Source organism: Oceanicaulis sp. HTCC2633 (assembly GCF_000152745.1).
Classification (GTDB): Bacteria; Pseudomonadota; Alphaproteobacteria; order Caulobacterales; family Maricaulaceae; genus Oceanicaulis.
The window spans coordinates 1,392,011-1,414,290 of the sequence record NZ_CH672428.1; the positions used below are offsets into that span (position 1 = coordinate 1,392,011).

20 protein-coding genes are annotated in these 22,280 nt (G+C 62.4%); 4 read left to right on the forward strand and 16 right to left on the reverse strand.

Features of this window, described 5'->3' with window-relative positions; all coding sequences use genetic code 11:
* Window positions 1-162 precede the first annotated feature (162 nt).
* On the forward strand, window positions 163-555 hold the full coding sequence (gene apaG, locus OA2633_RS06590) for a Co2+/Mg2+ efflux protein ApaG (RefSeq protein ID WP_009801727.1): 393 nt from the start codon (window positions 163-165) through the stop codon (window positions 553-555).
* Window positions 556-573: 18 nt separating this feature from the next.
* Entirely contained in the window at window positions 574-2,031 is a 1,458-nt protein-coding gene (locus OA2633_RS06595) for a TrkH family potassium uptake protein (RefSeq protein WP_009801728.1), read from the forward strand.
* Here OA2633_RS06595 and OA2633_RS06600 read toward each other — a convergent pair.
* From OA2633_RS06600 to OA2633_RS06630, 6 genes are all read right to left on the reverse strand, one after another.
* Entirely contained in the window at window positions 2,028-2,783 is a 756-nt protein-coding gene (locus tag OA2633_RS06600; RefSeq protein WP_009801729.1) for an ABC transporter ATP-binding protein, read from the reverse strand. The two genes, OA2633_RS06595 and OA2633_RS06600, sit on opposite strands and share 4 nt — an antisense overlap.
* Before the next feature lie 4 nt (window positions 2,784-2,787).
* Complete coding sequence (locus tag OA2633_RS06605; RefSeq protein WP_009801730.1) at window positions 2,788-2,991, reverse strand: polysaccharide/polyol phosphate export systems, permease component; 204 nt, start codon at window positions 2,989-2,991, stop codon at window positions 2,788-2,790.
* A gap of 546 nt (window positions 2,992-3,537) precedes the next feature.
* Complete coding sequence (locus OA2633_RS06615) at window positions 3,538-4,035, reverse strand: GrpB family protein (protein ID WP_009801732.1); 498 nt, start codon at window positions 4,033-4,035, stop codon at window positions 3,538-3,540.
* Window positions 4,035-5,018 carry an Hsp33 family molecular chaperone gene (locus OA2633_RS06620; RefSeq protein WP_040612512.1) on the reverse strand — a complete coding sequence of 328 codons (984 nt, stop codon included), beginning with the start codon at window positions 5,016-5,018 and terminating at the stop codon, window positions 4,035-4,037. Before OA2633_RS06620 ends, OA2633_RS06615 begins: the two co-directional genes overlap by 1 nt.
* A gap of 26 nt (window positions 5,019-5,044) precedes the next feature.
* Window positions 5,045-6,229: an aspartate aminotransferase family protein gene (locus OA2633_RS06625; RefSeq protein ID WP_009801734.1), complete on the reverse strand. Its 1,185-nt coding sequence runs from the start codon at window positions 6,227-6,229 to the stop codon at window positions 5,045-5,047.
* A gap of 63 nt (window positions 6,230-6,292) precedes the next feature.
* The gene (locus OA2633_RS06630; RefSeq protein ID WP_009801735.1) at window positions 6,293-7,129 is read right to left on the reverse strand and encodes an ABC transporter permease; all 837 of its coding nucleotides are present in this window, start codon (window positions 7,127-7,129) and stop codon (window positions 6,293-6,295) included.
* A gap of 232 nt (window positions 7,130-7,361) precedes the next feature.
* On the opposite strand from OA2633_RS06630, the gene OA2633_RS06635 reads away from it, so the two are divergent.
* Window positions 7,362-7,922 (forward strand): GcrA family cell cycle regulator, encoded by a 561-nt coding sequence (locus OA2633_RS06635; RefSeq protein WP_050752898.1) that lies wholly within the window; start codon window positions 7,362-7,364, stop codon window positions 7,920-7,922.
* 51 nt (window positions 7,923-7,973) lie between these two features.
* Here OA2633_RS06635 and OA2633_RS06640 read toward each other — a convergent pair whose 3' ends face one another.
* The 7 genes from OA2633_RS06640 to OA2633_RS16065 all read right to left on the reverse strand — a co-directional run bounded on the left by OA2633_RS06640 (window position 7,974) and on the right by OA2633_RS16065 (window position 18,183).
* On the reverse strand, window positions 7,974-8,456 hold the full coding sequence (locus OA2633_RS06640) for a GNAT family N-acetyltransferase (RefSeq protein ID WP_009801737.1): 483 nt from the start codon (window positions 8,454-8,456) through the stop codon (window positions 7,974-7,976).
* Window positions 8,457-8,568: 112 nt separating this feature from the next.
* The gene (locus OA2633_RS06645) at window positions 8,569-9,615 is read right to left on the reverse strand and encodes a ribonucleotide-diphosphate reductase subunit beta (RefSeq protein ID WP_009801738.1); all 1,047 of its coding nucleotides are present in this window, start codon (window positions 9,613-9,615) and stop codon (window positions 8,569-8,571) included.
* Window positions 9,616-10,127: 512 nt separating this feature from the next.
* Window positions 10,128-11,141: a lipid A deacylase LpxR family protein gene (locus OA2633_RS06650; protein ID WP_009801739.1), complete on the reverse strand. Its 1,014-nt coding sequence runs from the start codon at window positions 11,139-11,141 to the stop codon at window positions 10,128-10,130.
* Between the two features lie 44 nt (window positions 11,142-11,185).
* Window positions 11,186-12,145, reverse strand: coding sequence for a lipid A-modifier LpxR family protein (locus OA2633_RS06655; RefSeq protein WP_009801740.1), 960 nt, complete (start codon window positions 12,143-12,145; stop codon window positions 11,186-11,188).
* 188 nt (window positions 12,146-12,333) lie between these two features.
* Window positions 12,334-14,214: a ribonucleoside-diphosphate reductase subunit alpha gene (locus OA2633_RS06660; protein WP_009801741.1), complete on the reverse strand. Its 1,881-nt coding sequence runs from the start codon at window positions 14,212-14,214 to the stop codon at window positions 12,334-12,336.
* Window positions 14,215-14,511: 297 nt separating this feature from the next.
* Window positions 14,512-17,655 (reverse strand): bifunctional proline dehydrogenase/L-glutamate gamma-semialdehyde dehydrogenase PutA, encoded by a 3,144-nt coding sequence (putA, locus tag OA2633_RS06665; protein ID WP_009801742.1) that lies wholly within the window; start codon window positions 17,653-17,655, stop codon window positions 14,512-14,514.
* 258 nt (window positions 17,656-17,913) lie between these two features.
* Window positions 17,914-18,183 (reverse strand): hypothetical protein, encoded by a 270-nt coding sequence (locus OA2633_RS16065; protein ID WP_156776152.1) that lies wholly within the window; start codon window positions 18,181-18,183, stop codon window positions 17,914-17,916.
* A 141-nt stretch (window positions 18,184-18,324) separates the two neighbouring features.
* Here OA2633_RS16065 and OA2633_RS06670 point away from each other — a divergent pair, with 141 nt between their 5' ends.
* Complete coding sequence (locus OA2633_RS06670) at window positions 18,325-19,401, forward strand: glycosyltransferase family 1 protein (RefSeq protein ID WP_040613189.1); 1,077 nt, start codon at window positions 18,325-18,327, stop codon at window positions 19,399-19,401.
* A gap of 78 nt (window positions 19,402-19,479) precedes the next feature.
* Here the strand turns inward: OA2633_RS06670 and OA2633_RS06675 are convergent, their stop codons facing one another.
* The 3 genes from OA2633_RS06675 to prfA all read right to left on the reverse strand — a co-directional run bounded on the left by OA2633_RS06675 (window position 19,480) and on the right by prfA (window position 22,259).
* Window positions 19,480-20,076, reverse strand: coding sequence for a DUF4167 domain-containing protein (locus OA2633_RS06675; RefSeq protein ID WP_040612513.1), 597 nt, complete (start codon window positions 20,074-20,076; stop codon window positions 19,480-19,482).
* 255 nt (window positions 20,077-20,331) lie between these two features.
* A complete protein-coding gene (prmC, locus tag OA2633_RS06680) occupies window positions 20,332-21,189 on the reverse strand; it encodes a peptide chain release factor N(5)-glutamine methyltransferase (RefSeq protein WP_009801745.1) in 858 nt (285 codons plus the stop codon).
* Window positions 21,186-22,259, reverse strand: a complete 1,074-nt coding sequence (prfA, locus tag OA2633_RS06685) for a peptide chain release factor 1 (RefSeq protein WP_009801746.1) — start codon at window positions 22,257-22,259, stop codon at window positions 21,186-21,188. The genes prmC and prfA overlap by 4 nt, the downstream gene beginning before the upstream one ends.
* Window positions 22,260-22,280: the final 21 nt, after the last annotated feature.

Here is a 22,280-nt window from a genome sequence, read left to right on the forward strand (position 1 = left end):
GACAGAATCATTTCAGCGCACAGAGTGTCCGCGCTAGAACCCGGCCTTGTCCAGCAAGCGCCACTGTCGCACAAGCGCGTGGCTGCGTCCGGGCACTATTTTGCTTGAGCCCGGACGTCTATCTGGGTCTGATGCTTGCGAGCTCACCAAGGAAGGCCGCCCATGTATGAAGAAGTCACCCGGGACATTCTGATCCGCGTGCGCCCGGCCTTTCTCGAGGAGGAGTCAGAGCCCGAAGAAGGCCGGTATGTCTGGGCCTATACGATCGAGATCGAGAACAAGGGCGCAGAGACCGTGCAGCTGATGAGTCGGGAATGGCGCATCACGGACGCCTTCAACCAGACCGAAATCGTGCGCGGGCCCGGCGTTGTGGGCGAGCAACCCCATATCGAGCCGGGCGAGATGTTCGCCTACACGTCTGGCGCGCCCCTGCGCACGCCCTCCGGCTTCATGCGCGGCTGCTACGCCATGCGCACCGAAAGCGGAGACAAGTTCGAGGCCGTCATTCCCGGCTTCGCGCTCGATTCCCCCTACAACACCGTCACCCTGCACTAAGCGGCTGCGAGGCACCCCGTGAGCGCATCTGGCCGCACCGTTCTGTTCGTGCTGGGCGTCATGCTCGCCAGCCTGTCCGCCGCCATGTTCGCACCGGCGATCGCGGACCTGCATGACGACGCCCAGGCCGCGCACGCCTTTTTCGGCGCCGGCGGGCTGGGGCTGGCGCTGGGCGGGATCATGACGCTGATGGGCCGCGGCACCGCCAAGGACATCACCCCGCGCGGCGCCATTCTGCTCACCGGCGGCGCCTGGATTGTCCTGTCGGTGGCCGCCGCCATCCCGCTGAAGCTGTCAGGCCTCGACATCAGCTGGACGGACGCTTTGTTCGAGGCGACGTCCGGCATCACCACCACGGGCGCCACGGTCCTGACCGGACTGCAGGACCTGCCGGCCGGCATCCTCCTGTGGCGCTCGATCCTGCAATGGATTGGCGGGGTGGGGATCATCGTCACCGCCATGGCGATCTGGCCGCTTCTGGGGATTGGCGGCATGCAGCTCTTCCGGCTTGAAAGTTCTGACAAGTCCGAGAAGGCCCTGCCGCGCGCCGGACAGATCGCAGCGGCGGTCGGCGTGATCTATCTGGTCCTGACCTTCCTGTGCTTCCTGGCCTATCTGGGCGCGGAGATGACGCCCTTCGAGGCCATCAATCACGCCATGACGACGGTGGCCACAGGCGGTTTCTCCACCCATGACAGCTCGATCGGCGCCTTTTCGGAGGGCGGCGCGGACATCGTGGCGCTGGTGTTCATGGTGCTGGCCGGCCTGCCCTTCGTACTGTTTCTGAGGGCGGCGCAAGGACGGCCTGACCTTCTGATCTTTGACCCGCAGGCGCGGGCCTTCCTGATGGTCGCCTTCACCGCCACCGTTCTCTTGACGGCATGGCTGGTCATCCATGATCCGCACGACCACACCCATCTGCCCGCCTGGCGACTGGCGGCGGTCAATTCGGTCTCGGTCCTGACGGGAACAGGCTATGCCGTCACGGATTTCTGGCTCTGGGGCGGGGGCGCAGCCGGCATCTTCTTCGTGCTGATGTTCATTGGCGGCTGTGCGGGCTCGACCAGCTGTTCGGTGAAGATCTTCCGCTATCAGATCGCGGCCTCGGCGATGAACGCCTATATCGCCCAGTACGCCCGCCCGAACGCCGTCAAACCCATCCGCTATCGCAATCAGACGGTGCCGGACGAGACCGTGCGCTCGGTGCTCGGCTTCTTCTTTCTGTTTTTCCTGACCTTCGGGGTCAGCGCGTCGATCCTCAGCCTGATGGGGCTGGACCCGGTGACCGCGGTGACAGGCGCCGCCACCACCCTCGCCAATGTGGGGCCGGGGCTGGGCGACATCATTGGCCCGGCCGGCTCCTTCCAGACCCTGCCGGCGCCCGCCAAATGGGTGATGACCGCCAACATGATCATTGGCCGTCTGGAGATCATGGTGATTTTTGTTCTGCTGGCGCCGCGCTTCTGGCGCGGTTAGGACGCGCCCAGAGCCTTGGATCGCTCGATCACCTCATCCACCGGTCCGCGATGAACGATCACGCCCTCATGCATCAGGATGGCCTGATTGCAGACCGCCTGCATGAGTTTGACGTTATGGGTGGCCAGAACCATGATCCGCGAGCGCTTGACCATGTCGTCCAGCCGCTCCTTGGCGCGGGTCTGGAACCCGGCGTCCCCCGCTCCGAGCCATTCATCAAACAACAGGATATCGGCGTCAAAGGCCGTGGCGCAGGCGAACTTCAACCGCATGGCCATGCCCTGGGAATAGGTGCGGATCGGCAGGTCGAGATAATCGCCAAGGCCCGTGAACCGGATGATGTCATCGGCCATGCCCTCTATTTCGCGCGGGGTCTTGCCCGCCACGATCCCGGCCAGCCGTATATTCTCATAGCCGGACGCATCCATATTCATGCCGAGCCCGATATTGAACATGGTGGCGATATGGCCATCCACAGCCACCAGGCCACGCTTGGGCGGATAGATGCCGGCGATCGTGCGCAGCAAGGTCGTCTTGCCCGCCCCGTTCCGACCAACCACGCCCAGCCGGTCCCCCGGTTTGAGCAGGAGCGACATGTTGCGGATTGCGCGCACGTTCAGCGTAGAGCCCTGACGCTCGATCAGACCGCCCGAGACCCGGTCCTCGCTGGCCTGAGTCGCATCGGCAGGTTTCTGCTTCACCCGACGTGAGGTGAAGGTGACGTCCACATTGCGCAGGAGAACTCGAGCCATGGCGCTATAACCAGAAAATCAGGTCGCGACGGAAACGTGCGAAGACCCCGAAGGTCACCACCGTGCCCACCAAGGTCATCGCCAGCACAAGCCACCAGTGAAACATCACCACCTGACCATTCAGCAGGGGTTCGCGGACGATCGCGATGTAATGGGTCAGCGGGTTGATGTTGGCGAAGCGTCCCCGCGTCCCAAGCTCGTCAGCCACCCTTCAGCTGCGATCAACACCGTACAGGCGGCGGTTGCGATGAACTGATAGACCCAGAGACCGATCAGGAGGTAGGCGGCGAACCAGGAGGCTTCAGTTGAACTCAGAGCGCCAAAGAACCAGATCAGCCCGCCCCCAAAGATCAGGAAGGACACCACGATCCATGCCGCACCCAAAAGGGAGCCACGATAGAGTTGTTTCACCTCCTGGAGCCCCAGATTGACCCATAGCGTATGGCGCTCGAGGCCCTCCCGGAGATCGAAAAGGGCGTCGGCGAGAGCATTGGAGTTGGATCGGTAAAAGTAAGGCGCGGACACTCGTCGACCCTAAGAATTAATGGTGACGCAGACAATCCAGTGCCAACGCGTCGTGATCGTCCAAGCTTGGCAATTCACATAGCGCCACGCCCGGAGGGTTTTGTCAGCACAACGCATATGAACCGCTTCAATTGAAATTCAGTCTGTAGGGGCACGCATTAATGGACCTGAAGCGCCCGTGTGTCCACCGCCGCCATGCAACGTTGCGGAGCCTAAAAGTCTCTTCTGATCACGTATCGAGAATATCCCGGATGAAGGCCGCCTTGGCTTCGCGATACCGGGCCATTTCACGCCCCCTGTAGGCGCGCTTGAGAGCGTTATAGCGCGCGAGAAGCGCCCGGTCGCTGGTCAGGGCGTCCCGAAAGTCCAGAAGCCGGTCCTGTTCATCCCCCATCACCACCAGCTGCACGCCGACCTCCAGCGCATAACCCGGCGCTGTGAAGGCCGCATAGCCCTTGCGGCGAGCCGCTTGAGTGTCGGCGGCGTGGGTCCGGTCCAGATAATCGCGGGCGGCGCCGAAGGCGTCTTCGGGAACGCGCACCGCGATATCGAGATCACCGCGGGTCTCGCACCCCTCTATTGCGGTCGAGCCCACATGATCGATCCGGGCTGTGCGAGGCAATTGGCGCCCGTGCTGACGCCGCCAGGTTTCGAACGCCGCCTCGGCGCGACGTCGCGCATCGGCCGGATCCGGACTGAGCTGAAAAACCGCTGCGTCCTCACCCATCAATCGTTCGCTTTGGCGGAGGCGTCGATTTCTTCCGCCGTAAAGCGCCATTCGCTCTTGCAATACTCACAGGTCATCTCGATGGAACCGTCTTCCTTGGCCATGTGTTCCCGATCATCAGCAGGAAAACGCGCCAGAAGTTGGGCCAGACGAGCGCGACCGCAGGTGCAATAGCGTTTGACCTCGCGCTCGGCCTGCACCCGAACCCCATCCTCATGGAACAGGCGATAGAGCACGCGGCCCGCCGTCAGATCCGGATCGATCAGCTCGGCGTCCTCGACGGTATTGAACAGCGCCAGGACATGCTCGAAATCCTCCGCATCAGACGGACGGCTGTCATCGCCCGCAAGCTTCTGGATCAGGGCGCCGCCGGCGCGCCAGACAGTTTCACCGCCATCGAGCACCTGCTGACCGATCGCCAGACGCAATCGGGTCGGCACCTGTTCGGACTGGGCGAAATAATGCTCCGCGCTGGCCGCCAGCGTGTCGCCCTCGATCGCGGTGACGCCCTGATAGCGCTCCATGCCTTCGCCCGGATCGATCGTCATCACGAAGTGCCCCTTGCCCAGAAGGTCGATGGGGCCCAGAGGCCCGTCGGCCTGGGCTTCGAGCGCCTGCACGCGGTCAGGGTCGAACTTGGCGTATGCCCTGACGCCCTCGCCCGGCACGAAATCGGCCACCACGAAGCTGACGGCGCCATTGCCTTCAATGTTCTGGCCCTGAGAGCCCGGCCCGCTCGCCTGGACGATCAGCCGACCATCGAATTTCAGGGAATCCCCGATCAGGATCGCCACAAGAGCGCACTCGCCGACCAGACGCGCGACAGAGCGCGGGTAATCGTGCGCGGACAACATCTTGTCCATGGTCTCGCCAAGCCGGACATACCGACCGCGCACGCTTAACCCTTCGAGCTGGAACGTAAGAACGATATTATCGCCGGCGCCCAGTTCATCGGGACCAGGAGTAGAAATGCTATCCGTCATACGCTCCGTCTCGTTCCGCTTGTCTGTTACTCAGGCTGCAGCTCGCCAAGCGCCTTGTCGAGAGCGCTGACTGCTTCACGCACATGGTCTTCATTGATGATCAGAGGCGGAGCCATGCGAGCCACATTGTCTCCCGCCGCGCCCATGAGCAGATGGTGATCGCGCGCCTTGCCGACAAGCGTGCGGTTGCCGTAGCCGTCCTTGAGCTTCAGCCCGATCAGCAAGCCGCGTCCGCGCAGCTCCTCGACCTTGTCCGAATGCTCGTCCGCCAGACCGGACAGCGCCTGGCGCAGCTTGTTGGAGATATCGACCACCTCGTCCATGAAGCCCGGACGGGTCAGCTCGTCATACACCACATTACCGACCGCCATGGCGAGCGGGTTGCCGCCAAAGGTCGAACCGTGCGTGCCCACGACCATGTGCGCGCCCGCTGCGTCCGTGGTCAGGCAGGCGCCCATGGGGAAGCCGCCGCCAACGCCCTTGGCCACCGCCATGATGTCCGGCTGTGCGGATCCCGCCCATTCGTGCGCCCAGACCTTGCCGGTCCGGCCCGCGCCGCACTGCACTTCATCATAGATCAGCAGAAGCCCGTGTTCATCGCACAGCTCGCGCAGGCCGCGCAGGCACACATCGGGGATGGCGCGCACACCGCCCTCGCCCTGCACCGGCTCCACCAGAATGGCGGCGGTTTCCTCGGTGATGGCGGCTTTCAGTGCGTCATGATCGCCGAACTCGACCTGATCAAAGCCTTCCATCGCCGGGCCGAAGCCTTCGAGGTATTTCGGATTGCCGCCCGCATTGATGCCGCCATAGGAGCGGCCATGGAAGGCGCCGGTGAAGGTGATGATGCGGTACTTGTCCGGGCGCCCGTTGGCGAAATGATAGTGCCGCGCCGATTTCAGCGCGCATTCCACCGCCTCGGTGCCGGAATTGGTGAAGAACACCCGATCGGCGAAGCTGTCGCGGCAGTATTTCTCCGCCAGCTCGATCTGCCCCGGCACCCGGAACATGTTGGAGGTGTGCCAGAGCTTGTCGGCCTGCTCTTTCAAGGCGGCCACAGCCTTGGGATGGGCGTGCCCGAGCGCATTCACCGCAATGCCCGAGATGAAGTCGAGATATTTCTCACCGCTCTTCTCGATCAGGTAAACGCCCTCGCCGCGCTCGAAATCAAGATTGGGCGGCGAATAGGTGTCCATCAACGGCTTGGGCATGAAAGGCTCCCTGGGTGGAAAGGGGGTGAAAAATATGAATGCGCTGATCTAGGACCAGACGCGTCAGCTCTTCAAGCGCCAGCCTGAGCGCAGAAGCAGATAGGAGGCGATCAGGAGCGCGGCGTTGATGGCGAGAACCACAAGGCCGCCGATCAGAAGCGGGCTGTCATGGGCGCCGATGAAGCCGTACCGGAAACCGTCGATCATGAAGAAGACCGGGTTCACATGGCTGATCGTATAGAAGGGCTCGGGCAGGATCTCGACCGAGTAGAAGGTGCCTGACAGGAAGGCCAAAGGCATGATGATGAAGTTGGTGATGACCGCCAGATGGTCGAACTTCTCCGCCCACAGCCCCGCGATCAGCCCGATCATCGACATCATCGCCGCGGCGGACAGGCCGAAATAGAGCATGGCCCACAAATGGCTGATGGAGACGTCCACAAAGGGCGCCACGGCCAGCGCCGTCGCCGCGCCCACGATCACGCCGCGCGTCACCGCGCCGCCGATGAAGGCGGCGGCCAGCTCGCCCGGAGACAGAGGCGGCATCAGGAAGTCGACCGTATTGCCCTGCACCTTCGCCACAATCAGGGAAGAGGACGAGTTCGCGAAGCTGTTGTTGAGCATGCCCAGCATGATCAGGCCCGGCGCGACGAAGGCAGTGAAGTCCACGCCCATCACCTCGCCCCGGCGCGATCCGATCGCGAGCGAAAACACGATCATGTACAGCAAGGTGGTCGCCACCGGCGCCAGCACGGTCTGGAAGCTCACCTTCAGGAAGCGACGCACTTCCTTCTTGTAAAGGGTCCACAGGCCCAGCCAGTTCACCGCGCCCAGAGGCCGCGGCTGGGGAATTGTGGAAACATCTGTGGATTGCGGCGCCGAGGCGGCTTGATCTGACATGAGCGACTCCCCTTAAGGCTCTGTACGCGCATCTAGCACGCCGGTTGCGGCCTGTTGAGGCCATGCAATGCGCAAGAAGTTATCCACGGGCGATTCGAGTCGGCATCTTGTGCCTAGCGCCTCAGCAGATACTGTATCTCGTGTTCATACCCAAGATATAGGGCAAGGCAATGACCCTATCACTAGGTGTGGGATATGTGGATGAGCTTAATTGGGCGAGGAGCGCACCGCCATGGCGTGGACCGAAGACCGTGTGGAAACCCTGAAAAAGCTGTGGGCCGATGGCCTGAGCGCCAGTCAGATCGCCAAGCAGCTTGGCGGGGTCACCCGTAACGCCGTGATCGGCAAAGTGCACCGTCTGGGCCTGTCCGGCCGCGCTGCGCCCTCGCGTCCGGCCCGTCGCCCGGCGCCGCGCCCCGCGCCCCGTCCGGCTGCAGCCAAACCCGCAGTGGCCAAGGCTGCCGCGCCGCAAGCTGCACCGGTAAAGCCCAAGGCTGTCATCGCGGAAGCCAAATCCGCGCCGCTGACCGCGCCGAAGGATGCCGCCAAGCTGCCGAACGGTGAATACGCCACCGTTCTGACCCTGCGTGAAGGCATGTGCAAATGGCCGATCGGCGACCCGACCGATACCGAATTCCGCTTCTGCGGCCGTCATTCGGGCGTCGGAAACGCTTATTGCGAAGCCCATGCCCAGCTGGCATACCAGCCGCAAGCCAAGCGCAAGCGCAAGCCCGGCGATGACGCCAAGGCCGTGCTGGACAGCCTGCAGGCGGCCCGCCGCGTGAATTTCTAGTCTGGCGCCAAGCGAGACAGACTAAGCCCCGGTCACTGGCCGGGGCTTTTTTCATGGCGTGAGCTCGTATCTGAGGAAGCGCTGCCCGGCATGCTCATCCTCGCCCACGAACTCTGCGCCATAACGCGTCAGGGCGGAGAGATGCTTGCGGGACGGCGCCAGCAGGACGCTGATCCGATCGATCCGGTCATCCTGGCGCGCGAAATCGAGCGCTTTCAGGAAGATGCGACGCCCCAGGCCAAACGCCTCCGCTGTCAGCACCAGCCCGAAATCCCAGGCCGCGCCCTCTTTCTCGAACCCGCCCCAGCCGACATAGCGATCGCCTGCATGGATCGCCCAATGCCCCAGCCCGTCCTCGAGCCAGCGCTGAGCCTTGGCGGCCTGAAACGCGACAGCGTCATCGACCGTCCAGCGACGGGTCAGGAGCGGCAGGTGCGCCGCCACGCGCGGATCATTCATATGCGCAACAAGCTGCTCGGGCGGGACCGCGCCGAGATCGCCGAAATGCAGAGATGAGGCATCGCGTTCAATCATGGCCCCAAATTATAGGGCCAAGGCGCAATCACCCAATCACGAGCAGGTGACATGAAAAACCCCGGCGAGCCCTGCCCACCGGGGTTCCGCATGAGTGCAAAGAAGGTCGGACCTATTCCGCCGGCGTCGCGCCCGCCGTCAGGGACCGCTTCATCATCATGTTGTCGAAGTTCGACCAGACGCCGGCATCGCCATGCCAGTCGCCCTGGGTCGCGCCCTTGGAGTATTCTGTGGCGCGGGCTTCAAAGAAGTTGGCGTGCTCGACCCCGTTCAGGATCTCGGTCAGCCACGGGATCGGGTGCTCTTCCACGCCATAGATGGTCGGCAGCTTGAGCTGCTTCATGCGCCAGTCGGCGATGTAGCGGATGTAGTTCTTGATGTCCTCGGGGGTCATGCCCTCGACTTCACCCGCCTCGAACGCCAGCTCGATGAACTTGTCCTCAAGGCTCACCACCGTCTTGCAGCAATCGGCGATATCGTCCTTCACGCCCTTGGTCAGCGCGCCGGTTTCCTCGGCGAAGGTGTGGAACAGCTTCATCATGCCTTCGCAGTGCAGCGACTCATCGCGCACCGACCAGGACACGATCTGGCCCATGCCCTTCATCTTGTTGAAGCGCGGGAAGTTCATCAGCATGGCGAAGCTGGCGAACAGCTGCAGGCCTTCGGTGAAGCCGCCGAACACCGCCATGGACGTCAGGATGTCGCGATCAGTCTCGCAGCCGAACTTGCCAAGATAGTCGTGCTTGGCCGCCATCTCCTCGTACTCCATGAAGGCGGAGAACTCGGTGTCAGGCATGCCGATGGTTTCCAGCAGCAGCGCATAGGCCGCAATGTGGATCGTCTCCATGTTGGAGAAGGCGGCGAGCATCATGCGCACTTCAACCGGTTTGAAGAGCGGCATGTAGTTTTCCATGTAGTTCGCGCCGACTTCCACATCCGACTGGGTGAAGAAGCGGAAGATCTGCGTGAGCAGATTGCGCTCCTTGTCGGTCAACTTGGTCGCCCAGTCCTTGCAGTCCTCGCCCAGCGGCACCTCTTCAGGCAGCCAGTGCACCTGGGACTGGACCTTCCAGAAATCATACGCCCACGGATAGCGGAACGGCTTGTAGGTCAGGCTGGGAGTCAACAGGCCCGGGCGGTCGGAAGCGACGGTAAGCATGGCGTTTCTTTCTCGGCTCTGCGCGTTCGGTTCGAAGGGCTTGGCGCACACCTGACACGACAGGTAGCTATCGATCTCGGCCCCACACACAAGATATTGTGCAATTCGATTCCGGTTACTAGCACCTTAATCAGATTATCCACGATTATAGCGGTCTCGCAGCTTAGCTAGCACAAACCTATCAGACGTGTAGGACGCTGCATATTTTTTGAAGGGTAAAAATATGGACTTGCTCAACCGGCGCAAAGCAGCCAATAAAAAGGCCGTCGGCAAAATACCGACGGCCCCATTGTATGCTGGCTTTTGCCAACTGCTCGCCATGCCAAGCGCTATGGCTCGATCATGACCAGAACTGAGCTTGAGGGTCAGTCAAGCTCAGTAGAAAACACTACAATTCATTGCGGTGCCTTCCACTAGATATTGTGTCGCAATGAGTCCGGTTACCAGTGTATTAATCCGGTTATCCACGCGGGAAGAAACTTGACCTTGATGCGACTCAAACCGGCCGCGGGCTAGAAAGCGCGCGACATCGAGATCGCGCCAAAGCGTTGCGGGCCGTTCTGGCTCGCATACTGCTCGCTTCGCACCACATACGTAAAGGCCAGCCGGTAGGAATTGATGTGCAGCGCCGCGCCCGCCTGCACATCCCCCACCCAGACATTGCGATCCACCGAACGCGAGTCGCGATAGGTATTGCCGTCCAGGAAAACATCGCGCGCCACCGCATAGCCGCCAACGCCGACAAAGACGTAAGCCGCTATGTGTTGTGTCGGGGTGTAAAGACTGGACGGCGCGAGGGCCGGCCGCAGCCGCGGCGGCGCGAACGCATCCTGCAGATCGGTGCCGAATCGCACCGTCGCGCCGGCGGACAGATCCGTCCTCAGCGTGCCCAGCGTCAGTCCGGCATGCCCCATCACATCGGCGGTGTAATGGCCAATCCGCCATTGATGGATCCGCTCGGTCCGCTGACCAGAGATCGCGAACACCACCTCGTCATGAAGCTGGGTGTCCCAGCCGCGCGGCTCCTTGCCATCAATCAGCTGATGCCAGCTCGTCTGAAGAAACTCGCCCTGCGCGCTCGGACCAATAATGCCCACATCGACGAGAATGGTGTGTTCGCTGTTCGGAGTTCGCGCCGAAGCAAACCAGTTCACATTCAAATGCGCGGCATAAGGGTGATCGTCGAGCGGCGGGTTCTCGAGCGTGATGTCGCTGGCGGTGTAAAGTGTATGCGCGAGCGCGAAGCCCTGACGGACCCGCGCGCCCTTGAGATTGACGAAAGGCTGGGTGCGGGCGGCCTGGGTCAGCCAGCGGCTCACCTCATCCTCGGGCGCAACCCATTCCAGTCGGATGCCGTTCGTGTAATTCCGGTCCGTACCGCCAAAGAGGTCGTTCTCGACCACAAGGGTCAGAACGCCGCCATCTTCAGGCTGGGCGTCAACCGGATGGTCACGCGCCTCAGAGCGCGGCGTGTGCACGCATATCAAGGCCGCAGCTCCAAGGAGCGCGGACGCCAGTCTGATCATGATGGGCAATCCCTTTGCCGCGCTATCGGCGCAGCGTTCTCAGCTTAACGACGCAACGTCAATGAGAACGCAGCGAACCCTTCTGAAGTTTCCCAGGATTCATTGGGCAACGCATAGCGGGTTTCACGCTGGATATAGGCAAAGGAGATGTCGGCGCCGCCAAACCGGGCGGCGATGCCCGCCTGTGCATCGCCCACGGTCGCATAGGGCCCCATGGCGAGCGCGTTGCGCATGTCAAAGCCTGCGCCCGGATCATACATCAGCGCCTGCTGGTCAGCGCCTGCAAAGAACCACCAGGCCGGGCGCTCCTCGCCAAAGCCTTCATCGAGATACTGACCCAGGCGCACCGTCGCGCCCGCTTCCGCGGCCGGGCCATCCTGACCGATCGACAGGCCGGCCCGCGGCGAGACGCCCACATCGAGCCCTTCCGGGCCGCCGGGTGAGTCAAACGCGTTTTCATAGCGCAGCGTCATGCGACGGTTGGAGCGGCCGGCCGGGTCAAGGTCGCTGCCCGCGATGTCGGCATAGGAATCCGACAGGGCCGACAGCGCAGCATCAGGTGCGCGCCCGTCAAACAGCGACACCGAGATGCGCCCGCCCGACGGCGTCTGCACCAGAGTGGCGCCGGCCTGATAGAAAGCGGAGAAGCCTTCCATGGCTGCGCTGTCCGCACGAACGCTGAGCGCCACGCCCGCCAGTCGGGCCGCATCCGGCAAGGCCGTAGCCGAATCAGAGCCGATGAACTCGATATAGCCCGGAGACCGTCCCAACGCCTGCGCCGGCGCAAAATTGCTGCGGTCCGGGGCGGGCCGCGCCGGCGCCAGCTCGGCCTGGAGCGGACCGAGGATCATCGCGCGTGTTTCCTGTGAGGCCTGTCCCTGCTGCGCCTGAGCGCGCTCACACGGACCGCCGAGCGAGGTGAGACACGCCGCAGCAAGGAGGCCGGCCAGCACGCTGGCGTGCTGCGCGGATTTGCTCACCTTGCTCACATTCGGCGTGGTCATACCGGTCCCCATCGGCTTCAACCTGCATTGTTCAAATCATACCATGAACAATGGCCATTCTTTGATCAAGGAGCCTTCTTTAGGGTTAACAGTTCATAAAAATTAATACCGCTTAGAATTCATGGAATTAAATACAAAGAACCCCGGAACGGGCCCGGGGTTCTTCGTTTATTCGAAAAAAATTCGACCTATTGGCAGGCGAGGCATTCGTCATAGTCCTTGGGCGCAGCATCGCTGAGTGATTTGGACATCTCGTCCTTCTCGCCGGCGCCGGCATAGGCGGCGCGCTGCACCGATTTCGAGCGGCAGTAATAGAGCGATTTGACGCCCTTCTCCCACGCCGACCAGTGCAGCATGTGCAGGTCCCATTTGTTCACATCGCCCGGCAAGAACAGGTTCAGCGATTGCGCTTGGCAGATATAGGGCGAGCGGTCAGCCGCGTGCTCGATGACCCAGCGCTGATCGAGCTCGAAGGCGGTCTTAAAGACGTCCTTCTCCAGCTCGTCCAGGCAATCCAGATGCTGCACGGAGCCTTCGTGCTCGAGGATGGAGGACCACACCGCCGGGGTGTTCTTGCCCTTCTCCTCAAGGATCTTCTCAAGATACGGGTTCTTCACGGTGAAGGAGCCCGAGAGCGTCTTGTGCGTGTAGACATTGGCCGGGATCGGCTCGATGCCGGCCGAGGTGCCGCCGCAGATGATGGAGATCGACGCGGTCGGCGCGATCGCCAGCTTGTGCGAGAAGCGCGCCTTCACGCCGTTGTCCGCCGCGTCCGGGCATGCGCCGCGCTCTTCGGCGAGCTTGACCGAGGCTTTGTCGGCGCCCTGGCGGATATGCTGGAACATGCGCTTGTTCCAGGACTGCGCCATGGCGGACTCAAACGGCACGTTCATGCTTTGCAGGAAGGAGTGGAAGCCCATCAGGCCCAGCCCCACAGACCGCTCACGCGCCGCAGAGTATTTCGCACGCTCCATTTCATCAGGAGCACGCTCGATGAAGTCCTGCAGGATGTTGTCGAGGAAGCGGAAGATGTCCTCGAGGAAGCGCTCGTCATCCTTCCACTCGAGGAATTTCTCGGCGTTCAGAGAGGACAGGCAGCACACCGCCGTGCGGTCATTGCCCAGATGGTCCACGCCCGTCGGCAGGGTGATTTCCGAGCACAGGTTGGACTGGCGCACCTTCAGGCCAAGCTTGCGCTGGTGAGCCGGCAGATTGTTGTTCACCGTGTCGGAGAACAGGATGTAGGGCTCGCCGGTCTGCAGGCGGACTTCCAGGATCTTCTGCCACAGCTTGCGGGCATTGACGGTTTTGACCACTTCGCCGGATCGCGGGGAGATCAGCTCGAACTCCTCATCCTTGGCGACGGCTTCCATGAATGCGTCAGAGACGTTGAGGCCGTGGTGAAGGTTGAGACTCTTGCGGTTGAAGTCGCCCGACGGTTTGCGGATTTCGAGGAATTCCTCGATTTCCGGGTGGTGAATGTCGAGATAGACGGCCGCCGAACCGCGACGCAGCGACCCCTGGGAAATCGCCAGCGTCAGCGAATCCATCACGCGGATGAACGGGATGATTCCGGAGGTCTGTCCGTTCTGTCCGACCTTCTCGCCGATCGAACGCACATTGCCCCAATAGGTGCCGATGCCGCCGCCATTGGAGGCGAGCCAGACATTCTCGGTCCAGGTCGACACGATGTCGCCCAGCGAATCATCCACCGAGTTCAGGAAGCAGGAAATGGGCAGGCCGCGATCCGCGCCGCCATTGGAGAGGACAGGCGTCGCCGGCATGAACCACAGATTCGACATGTAGTCATAAAGGCGCTGAGCATGCTCGAGATCGTCGGCATAGGCCGTCGACACCCGCGCGAACATGTCCTGATAGGATTCGCCCGGCAGCAGGTAACGGTCGACTAGGGTCTTCTTGCCGAAATCGGTCAGAAGCGCGTCCCGCGAAGGATCGGTCTTAACCTTATCAACCAGTCGAAGCTGAACAGCCTTGGGCTTGCCGCGCAGGGCCGAAGCGGACTCCTGCGTGCGGGCTCCGGTAGCGTGGGCTTGGTCGAAAGGCGTCATCTCTACCCGCTCCAATTCAGCGTCGCGCGTTATGCCTGCGAGAGGCCGTTTTCCCGCGCGCTGCTTAAGAAAAACCTATACATGGTGTGCGGCTTCCCCCGGAAACCGCAACATATAGTGCTTGGGTCCCATCTGACCGTCAACGGGTCAAACCGGCTCCCAGCCGCTTTTTTCGTAAACAAAGTCCTACCAGAAAACGCTCCGGGCCCGGACTCGTTAAGGAGTCCGGGCCCGGGGATAAATGCGGTTTCTTGTGGATATCTGGCGCGAGCCGCAAAGCCCGCATTCCGCGTCCGGTTAACCCAGAGACAGAAGCTCGGGGTCCCCGCCCTGGGCGGCCACATTGATGGTCACGGTATGCTCCGCCGCGAAGCGGTAGATATAGTGCGGACCGCCAGCCTTGGGTCCGGTGCCGGACAGGCCCTCGCCGCCGAACGGCTGAACCCCGACCACCGCGCCGGTGATGTTGCGGTTCACATAGCAATTGCCCACCGGGACCGCCGCGCGAACCATGTCCGCGAATCGATCCAGACGACTGTGAACGCCGAGCGTCAGGCCGTAGCCCTTGTCCGCCAGCTGACCGGCGACCTTCTGAAGGTCGGCGCGCTTGTAGCGCATCACATGCATGATCGGGCCGAACTTCTCCTCGGTCAGTTGATCAAGAGAGCTGATCTCCACCAGCGTGGGCGCGAAATACTCACCCTTGGCCGCCATTTCGGCGCTCAACGGCGCGCGATGGAGCACCTTGGCGCGGGACTCCATGTCCTTGACGTGCTCCTGGAGCATCTCATGGGCTTCCGCGTCGATGACCGGGCCGATATCGGTCGCCGGATCAGACGGATCGCCGAGAGTGAGCATGTCCATGGCGCCGGTGAGCCCCTCAATCAGCAGATCGCCGATCTCCTCGGGAATCAGAAGCACACGCAGCGCCGAGCACCGCTGACCGGCGGATCCGAAGGCGGAGTTGATGGCGTCATCGATCACCTGCTCATGCAGGGCCGAGGTATCCACGAACATGCCATTGAGGCCGCCCGTCTCCGCGATCAGCGGCACGATCGGGCCGTCCTTGGCGGCGAGCGTGCGGTTGATGATCCGCGCGACATCCGTCGACCCGGTGAACGCGACGCCGTCAACGCCGGGCAACTCTGTCAGGGCGCCGCCGATCTTGCCGTCGCCCGGCAACAGATGGAGCACGCCCTTGGGCAGGCCCGCCTCAAGATAGATCTTCACGGCCTCATAGGCGATCAGCGGGCTTTGCTCGGCCGGCTTGGCCAGCACGGAATTGCCGGCCGCCAGCGCGGCGGCCACCTGACCGGTGAAGATCGCCAGCGGGAAGTTCCACGGACTGATGCAGACAAACACGCCGCGTCCGGCCAGACCCAGATGGTTGGTTTCGCCCGCCGGCCCGGGCAGACGCACCGGATCGCCGAACTTGGTTTCCGCTTCCACCGCATAATAGCGCAGGAAATCGACCGCCTCGCGCACCTCGGCGATTCCGTCCGGCAGGGTCTTGCCGGTTTCCCGCGCCATCAGCGCCATCAACCGGTCGGTGTTCGCTTCAAGCGCGTCAGCCATGTCGCGCAGGATCCTGGCGCGCGCCGGTCCGCCCTTGGCGTTCCAGTCCTTCTGGGAGTCATGAGCGATCTTGTACGCCGTCTTCACGTCCTCTTCGGTGGCCTCGTGAAGGGTTGAGACCGTGAACTCCCTGTCCGCCGGACTGTGCATCGCCTGGCCGTCGCCTGTGCGGGCATCGCCATTGATGATCGGACCACAGGCATAGGGCGCGTTCTCGTCGAATGCCTTCTGGGCCTCAGCGAGCCGCTCGCGCACACGCGCCTGGGTCAGGTCCATGCCCTTGGAGTTCAGACGATCCGGGCCATACAGCTTGGCCGGAATGGAGATGAAGGGGTGACGATCAAGCGTCGCCGCCGCCTTGAACGGACCGCTGGCCACATCGGCGGCGGGCACATCCTCATCAAGGAAGGCGTGCACGAAAGAGGTGTTGGCGCCGTTCTCCAGAAGACGTCGCACCAGATAGGGCAGCAAGTCCTGATGGCTGCCCACCGGAGCGTAGACGCGCACCGCGCCCAGATCCGCATAGGTTTGCGCAGCCGCGGCGTAGAGCGGCTCCCCCATGCCGTGCAGGCGCTGGAATTCATAGGGCGGATTGCCGGTCTCGGCCGCAATCTGACGCACGGCGCACAAGGTGTGGGCGTTATGGGTCGCAAATTGCGGGAAGATGGCGTCCGGCGCGGCCAGCATCTGTCGCGCACAGGCCAGATAGTTGAGATCGGTCGCCGGCTTGGTCGTCCAGACCGGGAAATCCGTCTGACCGTTCATCTGGGCGAACTTGATCTCGGTATCCCAATAGGCGCCTTTCACCAGGCGCACCATGAACCGACGGCCGGTTTCCTGGCCGAGCTCGATCAGCTTCTCGAGCACGCTCATGGCGCGCTTCTGATAAGCCTGGATGACGATCCCGAGGCCGTCCCAGCCCGCCAGCGAGGGCTCGCGCGCGAGCCGGTCAAAGATTTTCAGCTGAATGACCAGGCGATCGCTTTCCTCGGCGTCGAGGCTAAAGCCCAGATCCGCATCCTTGGCCATCTGGGCCAGCTCCAGCGCGCGCGGATAGAGCTCTTCCATCACCTGCGCCTGACGCACGGCCTGATAACGCGGGTGCAGGGCGGTCAGCTTGACGCTGACGCCGTCCACATCCTCGATCGAGCCCTTCTGGCGCTTCTCGGCCACCACGCGGATGGCGTGACGGTATTTGTCGAGATAGCGCTTGGCGTCCTTTTCCGTGCGGGCGCCCTCGCCCAGCATGTCAAAGCTGAAGAGCGGCTTGACCTTGCCATAGGTCTTCCAGCCGCGGCCGCGCTTGATCGCGCTCTCGATGTCGCGGCCCAGAACGAACTGCTCGCCCAGGATTCGCATGGCGCGCTTGACGGCGGTCCGGATGACGGGTTCGCCCAGACGTCCGGCCATCTGCTTGAAGTATTCGCCCGGATTCTTCTCGGCGCGAGAATCCACCTTGAGGATCGAACCGGTCATCATCAGGCCGATGGTGGACGCATTGACCAGCCAGTTGTCCGATTTCCAGGCATGCTCGACCCAGGAGCCGGACCCGATCTTCTCGGCGATGAGATCATCGGCCGTTTCCGCGTCCGGAACCCGCAGCAGCGCCTCGGCCAGACACATCAGGGCCAAGCCTTCCTTGTTGCTCAGACCGAACTCCTGAAGGAAGCTCTCCATCAGGCCGCCGCCATGACGCGTCTCACGCGCCTTCTCGACGAGCTTGATCGCGGCGTCGCTGGCCGCCTGTCGCCCTTCAGGGCTCAAGCCGACTGCGTCTTCCAGCTTGCGGGCCGCCTGGCGTTCATCAGCGAACTTCTCGCCGTCCAGTGCATCCCAATCGATAGATACGTCTGTCCAATCGCGCATGGTCCAAAGCCTCTCGAACCCGGAGCGGCCGGCGCATCCGGCCCTGTTAGAGCGGACAATGCTTGCTGAAGTCATAGAATTCAACCCCAGCTATTCACAATCAGTACAAGTCCGCAGAACATCGCAATGCAGCATAACTGCATAGATTTTATTTTGAGCTGAAAATAACTAAATTAACTTCAGCATATTCAATTACAGATCGACTCATGACAACGCCCTTTGAACTTTACTTCATCGCAGATTTTGATTGCAGCAATCCTATTCCGGGCAGATTTCCGAGTTGAAATTTTCTATTTCGAACAGCGCATTAGTGCTTGTATAGATTTGATAATCTATTTCTGTGGACACCTGCATGCGCTGGATATCGCGCCTGCTGCGCGGGAAATCCGCCAAGTCTGGTTTTTTGGCGAGATCCTGCCTGCTGACAGGTCCTCCTCTGAAGATTGCCTCGGACGTCCATGTTGCGCCCTGGGAGCGCAGACAAAGCTTGGACACCATATCAACGGCGCAGTCAGGGAAGCGTTCCACAGCTGACGCGCTGTCGTCAGGCCGGAGCCGGAGGTTCCGGAGAATGGCGCCGACAGCCCTTCGACAAATGGCGAAAACGCGCTAAACCGGCCTGAATAGAGACAGGTTCTGGAGGTCCTTCCCATGGAGGAAAGCGCGCCGCTGCGCATCATGCTGGTCACCGATGCGTGGGAGCCGCAGGTCAATGGCGTCGTGCGTACGCTGTCGCGCACGGTCGAGGAGTGCCGGGCCATGGGCCATGAGGTGGAGGTGATCCATCCCGGGCTCGGGTTCAAGACCTTCCCGCTGCCGACCTATCCCGAGATCAAGATGGCGGTCGGCGCCCGCAAGGAGCTTGAAGCCCGTTTCAAGGCGTTCGAGCCCGAAGCCATCCATATCGCGACCGAAGGCTCGCTGGGACAGGCGGCGCGCGCCATCTGTCTGAAGTGGAAGCTGCCCTTCACCACGAGCTATCACACCAAATTCCCCGAATATGTGAATGCGCGCTTCCCGTTCATTCCGATCTCGGCCGGTTATTGGTTCATGCGGCGCTTCCACAATTCGGGCAACCGCCTGATGGTGGCGACCCCCTCCATGCGCGATCTCCTCTCCGAGCGCGGCTTCAACAACATCACCCCCTGGGCGCGCGGCGTGGACACCGAGCTGTTCCATCCCGACAAGCGCCATATGGGCGGCAAGAGCGTCTATGAAGGCGTTGAAGGTCCGATCTTCGTGTATATCGGCCGCGTCGCCGTCGAGAAGAACATCGAATCCTTCCTCGACCTCGACCTTCCCGGCACAAAGGTGGTGGTTGGCCCCGGCCCGCAACTGGAGGAGCTGAAGGAAAACTATCCCGAAGTGATCTTCACCGGAAACAAGTCGGGCGACGAGCTGGCGCGCCATTTCGCGGACGCGGACGTCATGGTCTTTCCCAGCTTCACCGACACCTTTGGCCTCGTGATTCTGGAATCCATGGCGACCGGCACGCCCGTCGCCGCCTATGTGGCGAACGGCCCCAAGGACATCATTCCCGGCTCCAAGGCGGGCTCGGTCAATGACGACCTGAAGACCGCCTGCCTGGAAGCGCTTGAGATGAAGCGCGAGGATTGCCGGGCCTATGCCGAGAAATATTCCTGGCGCGCCTGCGCCGAGGAGTTCGTCCAGAATCTCAAGCCCCAGCCCCGCCCGGAACGGCGGCGGTTCTGGCGACGCCTGCGTCGCCTTGGCCGCGGCGGTTAACCGCCCATACCGGGACCGGAAACAAAAAAGGCTGGAGCGAGGCTCCAGCCTTTTCCTTAACAGGTGCGAACCAGCCGGTCAGGCTGCTTCGCCCTTATCCTTTTTTTCGGAGTCCCCCTCCGCAGCGTCGAGCGCCTTCTGGGCGTCGATATCCGCTTTGGTGCGCCGTGTGCGGGTGCGCTTCTTGGGCTTCTCCTCGCCCGAGGGCTGGTCGTCGCCCGCATCCGAGGAGGAAGAGGCGTCAGCGCCTTCAGGCTCGACCACCTGCAGAGGATCATCGCTGGAATTGTCCTCACGCCGGCGACGGCCGCGCGGGCGGCGCTGGCGCGGCGCGTCTTCCGACGAAGCCGAACCCGCAGTGTCAGCGTTGTTCTCATTGCCGTTGTCAGCGGCGTCATCGCTCGCATCCGAGTCGTCGCCAGAGTTGTTCTGGTCGTCACGCTCATCGCGCTTGGGCTGGTTCGCCTGCATGATGCGCAGATAGTGCTCGGCGTGCTGATAGTAGTTTTCAGCCATGACCCGGTCGCCTGCGGAAGAGGCGTCGCGCGCGAGCTGCATGTACTTGTCATAGATATGAGAGGGGGCGCCCCGAACTTTGACGTCCGGCCCGTTGCTCTCATACGAGCGGTTACTGGGCGATCCGGCCTTTCGGCCTCGTCCGCGTTGACGCTTCATGTTCAAGAACCTGATCTCTTTTCGGGTTGTTGATACCGTTCCAGCCGACACGATCCGCGAAATCCGCGTCTATCGGCGCGAACGCAAACAGAAGATTGCGGTCGAACTCGATAGCGTATGGGCCAATGGGTCAGCGGGGCGCCCGGTAATCGCGTCAGAACAGCCCCTGCTCCGACCTGCATCACCCGCTGGACTTGACCGCACCCTAGACGCAGCTGCGGGGAGATTCCAACACTTTTCTGCACGCAGAAGCGGTCAGACGGAAAACCGCAGGCTCACGACCCGATCATGACCCGCCAGATCCTTGAGGATGCGCGTCTCTTTCGCACCCGCTTCGGACGCCGCCTCCCGCGCCCGCACACCCTGATCATAGCCGATCTCGAACAGGGCGAGCCCGCCCGGAACCAGAAGGCGCGACGCTTCGGCGAACAGATGCGGATAGGGCTCGAACCCGGTCCGCCCGCCCTCAAGCGCCATGCGCGGCTCATAGGCCCGCACTTCAGGCTCCAGCTCGTCAATCACCGCGGTCGCGATATAGGGAGGATTGGAGACCAGCAGATCAAACGGGCCTTCAAGCCCGTCCGCCCAGCTTTGATGCTGGAAGCTCACCCGGTCGGCGAGCCCGGTGAGATCCGCATTCTCCTGCGCCACCGCCAGAGCCGCTTCGCTGATATCGGTGGCGGCGCCGGTCGCGTTCGGAAATTCACTCAGAAGCGCCAGGATGATGGCGCCCGACCCGGTGGCGATGTCGAGGATGCGCAAGGGCGCCCTGCGATCCGGATAAGCCGCCAGCGCCGCTTCAATGAGGGTTTCCGTGTCTGCTCGCGGGGTCAGCACGTCGCGCGTGACCTTGAGCTCCAATGTCCAGAAGGGCTGGGTTCCGAGGATGTGAGACAGCGGCTCGCGCTGTTCCCGACGCCCGATGAGTGCGTCAAAGCGCTCGAGCTCTGCATCCGGCATCTCAGACGCCATCTCGGTCAGAAGCCGGGCAGGCGATCCCTCGAACGCCGCCAGCAAAAGGCGGCGGGCGTCATCAGCCGCCTCATCGATTCCCGCCGCTTTCAGACGCTCTGCCGCGAGGCGCAGCCGGTCTGAGCGGGTCAGCCCGCTCAAGCCTCTTCCATCGCCGCGAGCTTGGCGGCCTGGTCTTCGGACAGTAGCGCGTCGATCACCTCGTCCAGCGCATCGCCGGAGAGGATTTCGTCGAGCTTGTAGAGGGTCAGGTTGATGCGGTGATCCGACACCCGGCCCTGAGGGAAGTTATAGGTGCGGATGCGTTCGGACCGGTCGCCCGAGCCGACCTGGCCCTTGCGCTCGGCCGCCCTTGCCTCATCCTTCTCCCGGCGTTCCTTCTCATACAGGCGCGCCTTGAGCACCTGCATGGCGATGGCGCGGTTCTGGTGCTGGGACTTCTCCGAGCTCACCACGACAATGCCGGTGGGGATGTGGGTCATCCGCACGGCGGACTCGGTCTTGTTCACGTGCTGACCGCCCGCGCCGGAGGCGCGCATGGTGTCGATGCGGATATCCTCGTCCTTGATGTCGATCTCGACATTCTCGGGCTCGGGCAGCACCGCCACCGTTGCGGCGGAGGTGTGAATGCGTCCTCCGGATTCGGTGACCGGGACACGCTGAACCCGGTGCACGCCGGATTCAAACTTCATCTTGCCGAACACGCCCTTGCCGCTGACCGAGGCGACGATCTCCTTGTAACCGCCGACTTCCGCCTCGGACGCCTCGACCACATCGACCTTCCAGCCGTGATTGGAGGCGTAGCGCTCATACATGCGGAACAGGTCGCCCGCGAACAGCGCGGCTTCATCCCCGCCCGTCCCGGCGCGGATTTCCAGCATGATGGAAGCATCGTCATCGCGGTCCTTGGGGATCAGGAGCAATTGCAGCTCGCGTTCCAGGCCCGGCAGTCGCTTCTTGAGCTCCTGGCGCTCTTCCTCGGCCAGCTCGACCATATCCCGGTCAGAGCCATCCTCGATGATGGCCTCGGCTTCTTCAAAGCTTTCACGCGCGGTTTTCAGCTCGCGCGCCTTTTCGGCCACCAGCTTGAGCTCGGCGTGCTCCTTGGAAAGCTTCACAATCTCGTCGGGGTCCGCGGCAGCGCTCAAACGCGCCTCGACCTGATCGAACCGGTCAATGACCTGGTCCAGCTTTGCGTCCTGAATACTCATGCTCGATCAGTTACGCCCGGG

Bases quoted from the DNA above. Each gene is read 5' to 3' on its own strand.
- OA2633_RS06675 (WP_040612513.1), bottom strand. From the start codon at position 20,076: ATGAAGCGTCAACGCGGACGAGGCCGAAAGGCCGGATCGCCCAGTAAC.
- OA2633_RS06650 (WP_009801739.1), bottom strand. From the start codon at position 11,141: ATGATCAGACTGGCGTCCGCGCTCCTTGGAGCTGCGGCCTTGATATGC.
- OA2633_RS06640 (WP_009801737.1), bottom strand. From the start codon at position 8,456: ATGATTGAACGCGATGCCTCATCTCTGCATTTCGGCGATCTCGGCGCG.
- OA2633_RS06615 (WP_009801732.1), bottom strand. From the start codon at position 4,035: ATGGGTGAGGACGCAGCGGTTTTTCAGCTCAGTCCGGATCCGGCCGAT.
- OA2633_RS06620 (WP_040612512.1), bottom strand. From the start codon at position 5,018: ATGACGGATAGCATTTCTACTCCTGGTCCCGATGAACTGGGCGCCGGC.
- OA2633_RS06655 (WP_009801740.1), bottom strand. From the start codon at position 12,145: ATGACCACGCCGAATGTGAGCAAGGTGAGCAAATCCGCGCAGCACGCC.
- OA2633_RS06625 (WP_009801734.1), bottom strand. From the start codon at position 6,229: ATGCCCAAGCCGTTGATGGACACCTATTCGCCGCCCAATCTTGATTTC.
- OA2633_RS06635 (WP_050752898.1), top strand. From the start codon at position 7,362: ATGGCGTGGACCGAAGACCGTGTGGAAACCCTGAAAAAGCTGTGGGCC.
- OA2633_RS06645 (WP_009801738.1), bottom strand. From the start codon at position 9,615: ATGCTTACCGTCGCTTCCGACCGCCCGGGCCTGTTGACTCCCAGCCTG.
- putA (WP_009801742.1), bottom strand. From the start codon at position 17,655: ATGCGCGATTGGACAGACGTATCTATCGATTGGGATGCACTGGACGGC.
- OA2633_RS06600 (WP_009801729.1), bottom strand. From the start codon at position 2,783: ATGGCTCGAGTTCTCCTGCGCAATGTGGACGTCACCTTCACCTCACGT.
- prfA (WP_009801746.1), bottom strand. From the start codon at position 22,259: ATGAGTATTCAGGACGCAAAGCTGGACCAGGTCATTGACCGGTTCGAT.
- OA2633_RS06660 (WP_009801741.1), bottom strand. From the start codon at position 14,214: ATGACGCCTTTCGACCAAGCCCACGCTACCGGAGCCCGCACGCAGGAG.
- OA2633_RS06630 (WP_009801735.1), bottom strand. From the start codon at position 7,129: ATGTCAGATCAAGCCGCCTCGGCGCCGCAATCCACAGATGTTTCCACA.
- apaG (WP_009801727.1), top strand. From the start codon at position 163: ATGTATGAAGAAGTCACCCGGGACATTCTGATCCGCGTGCGCCCGGCC.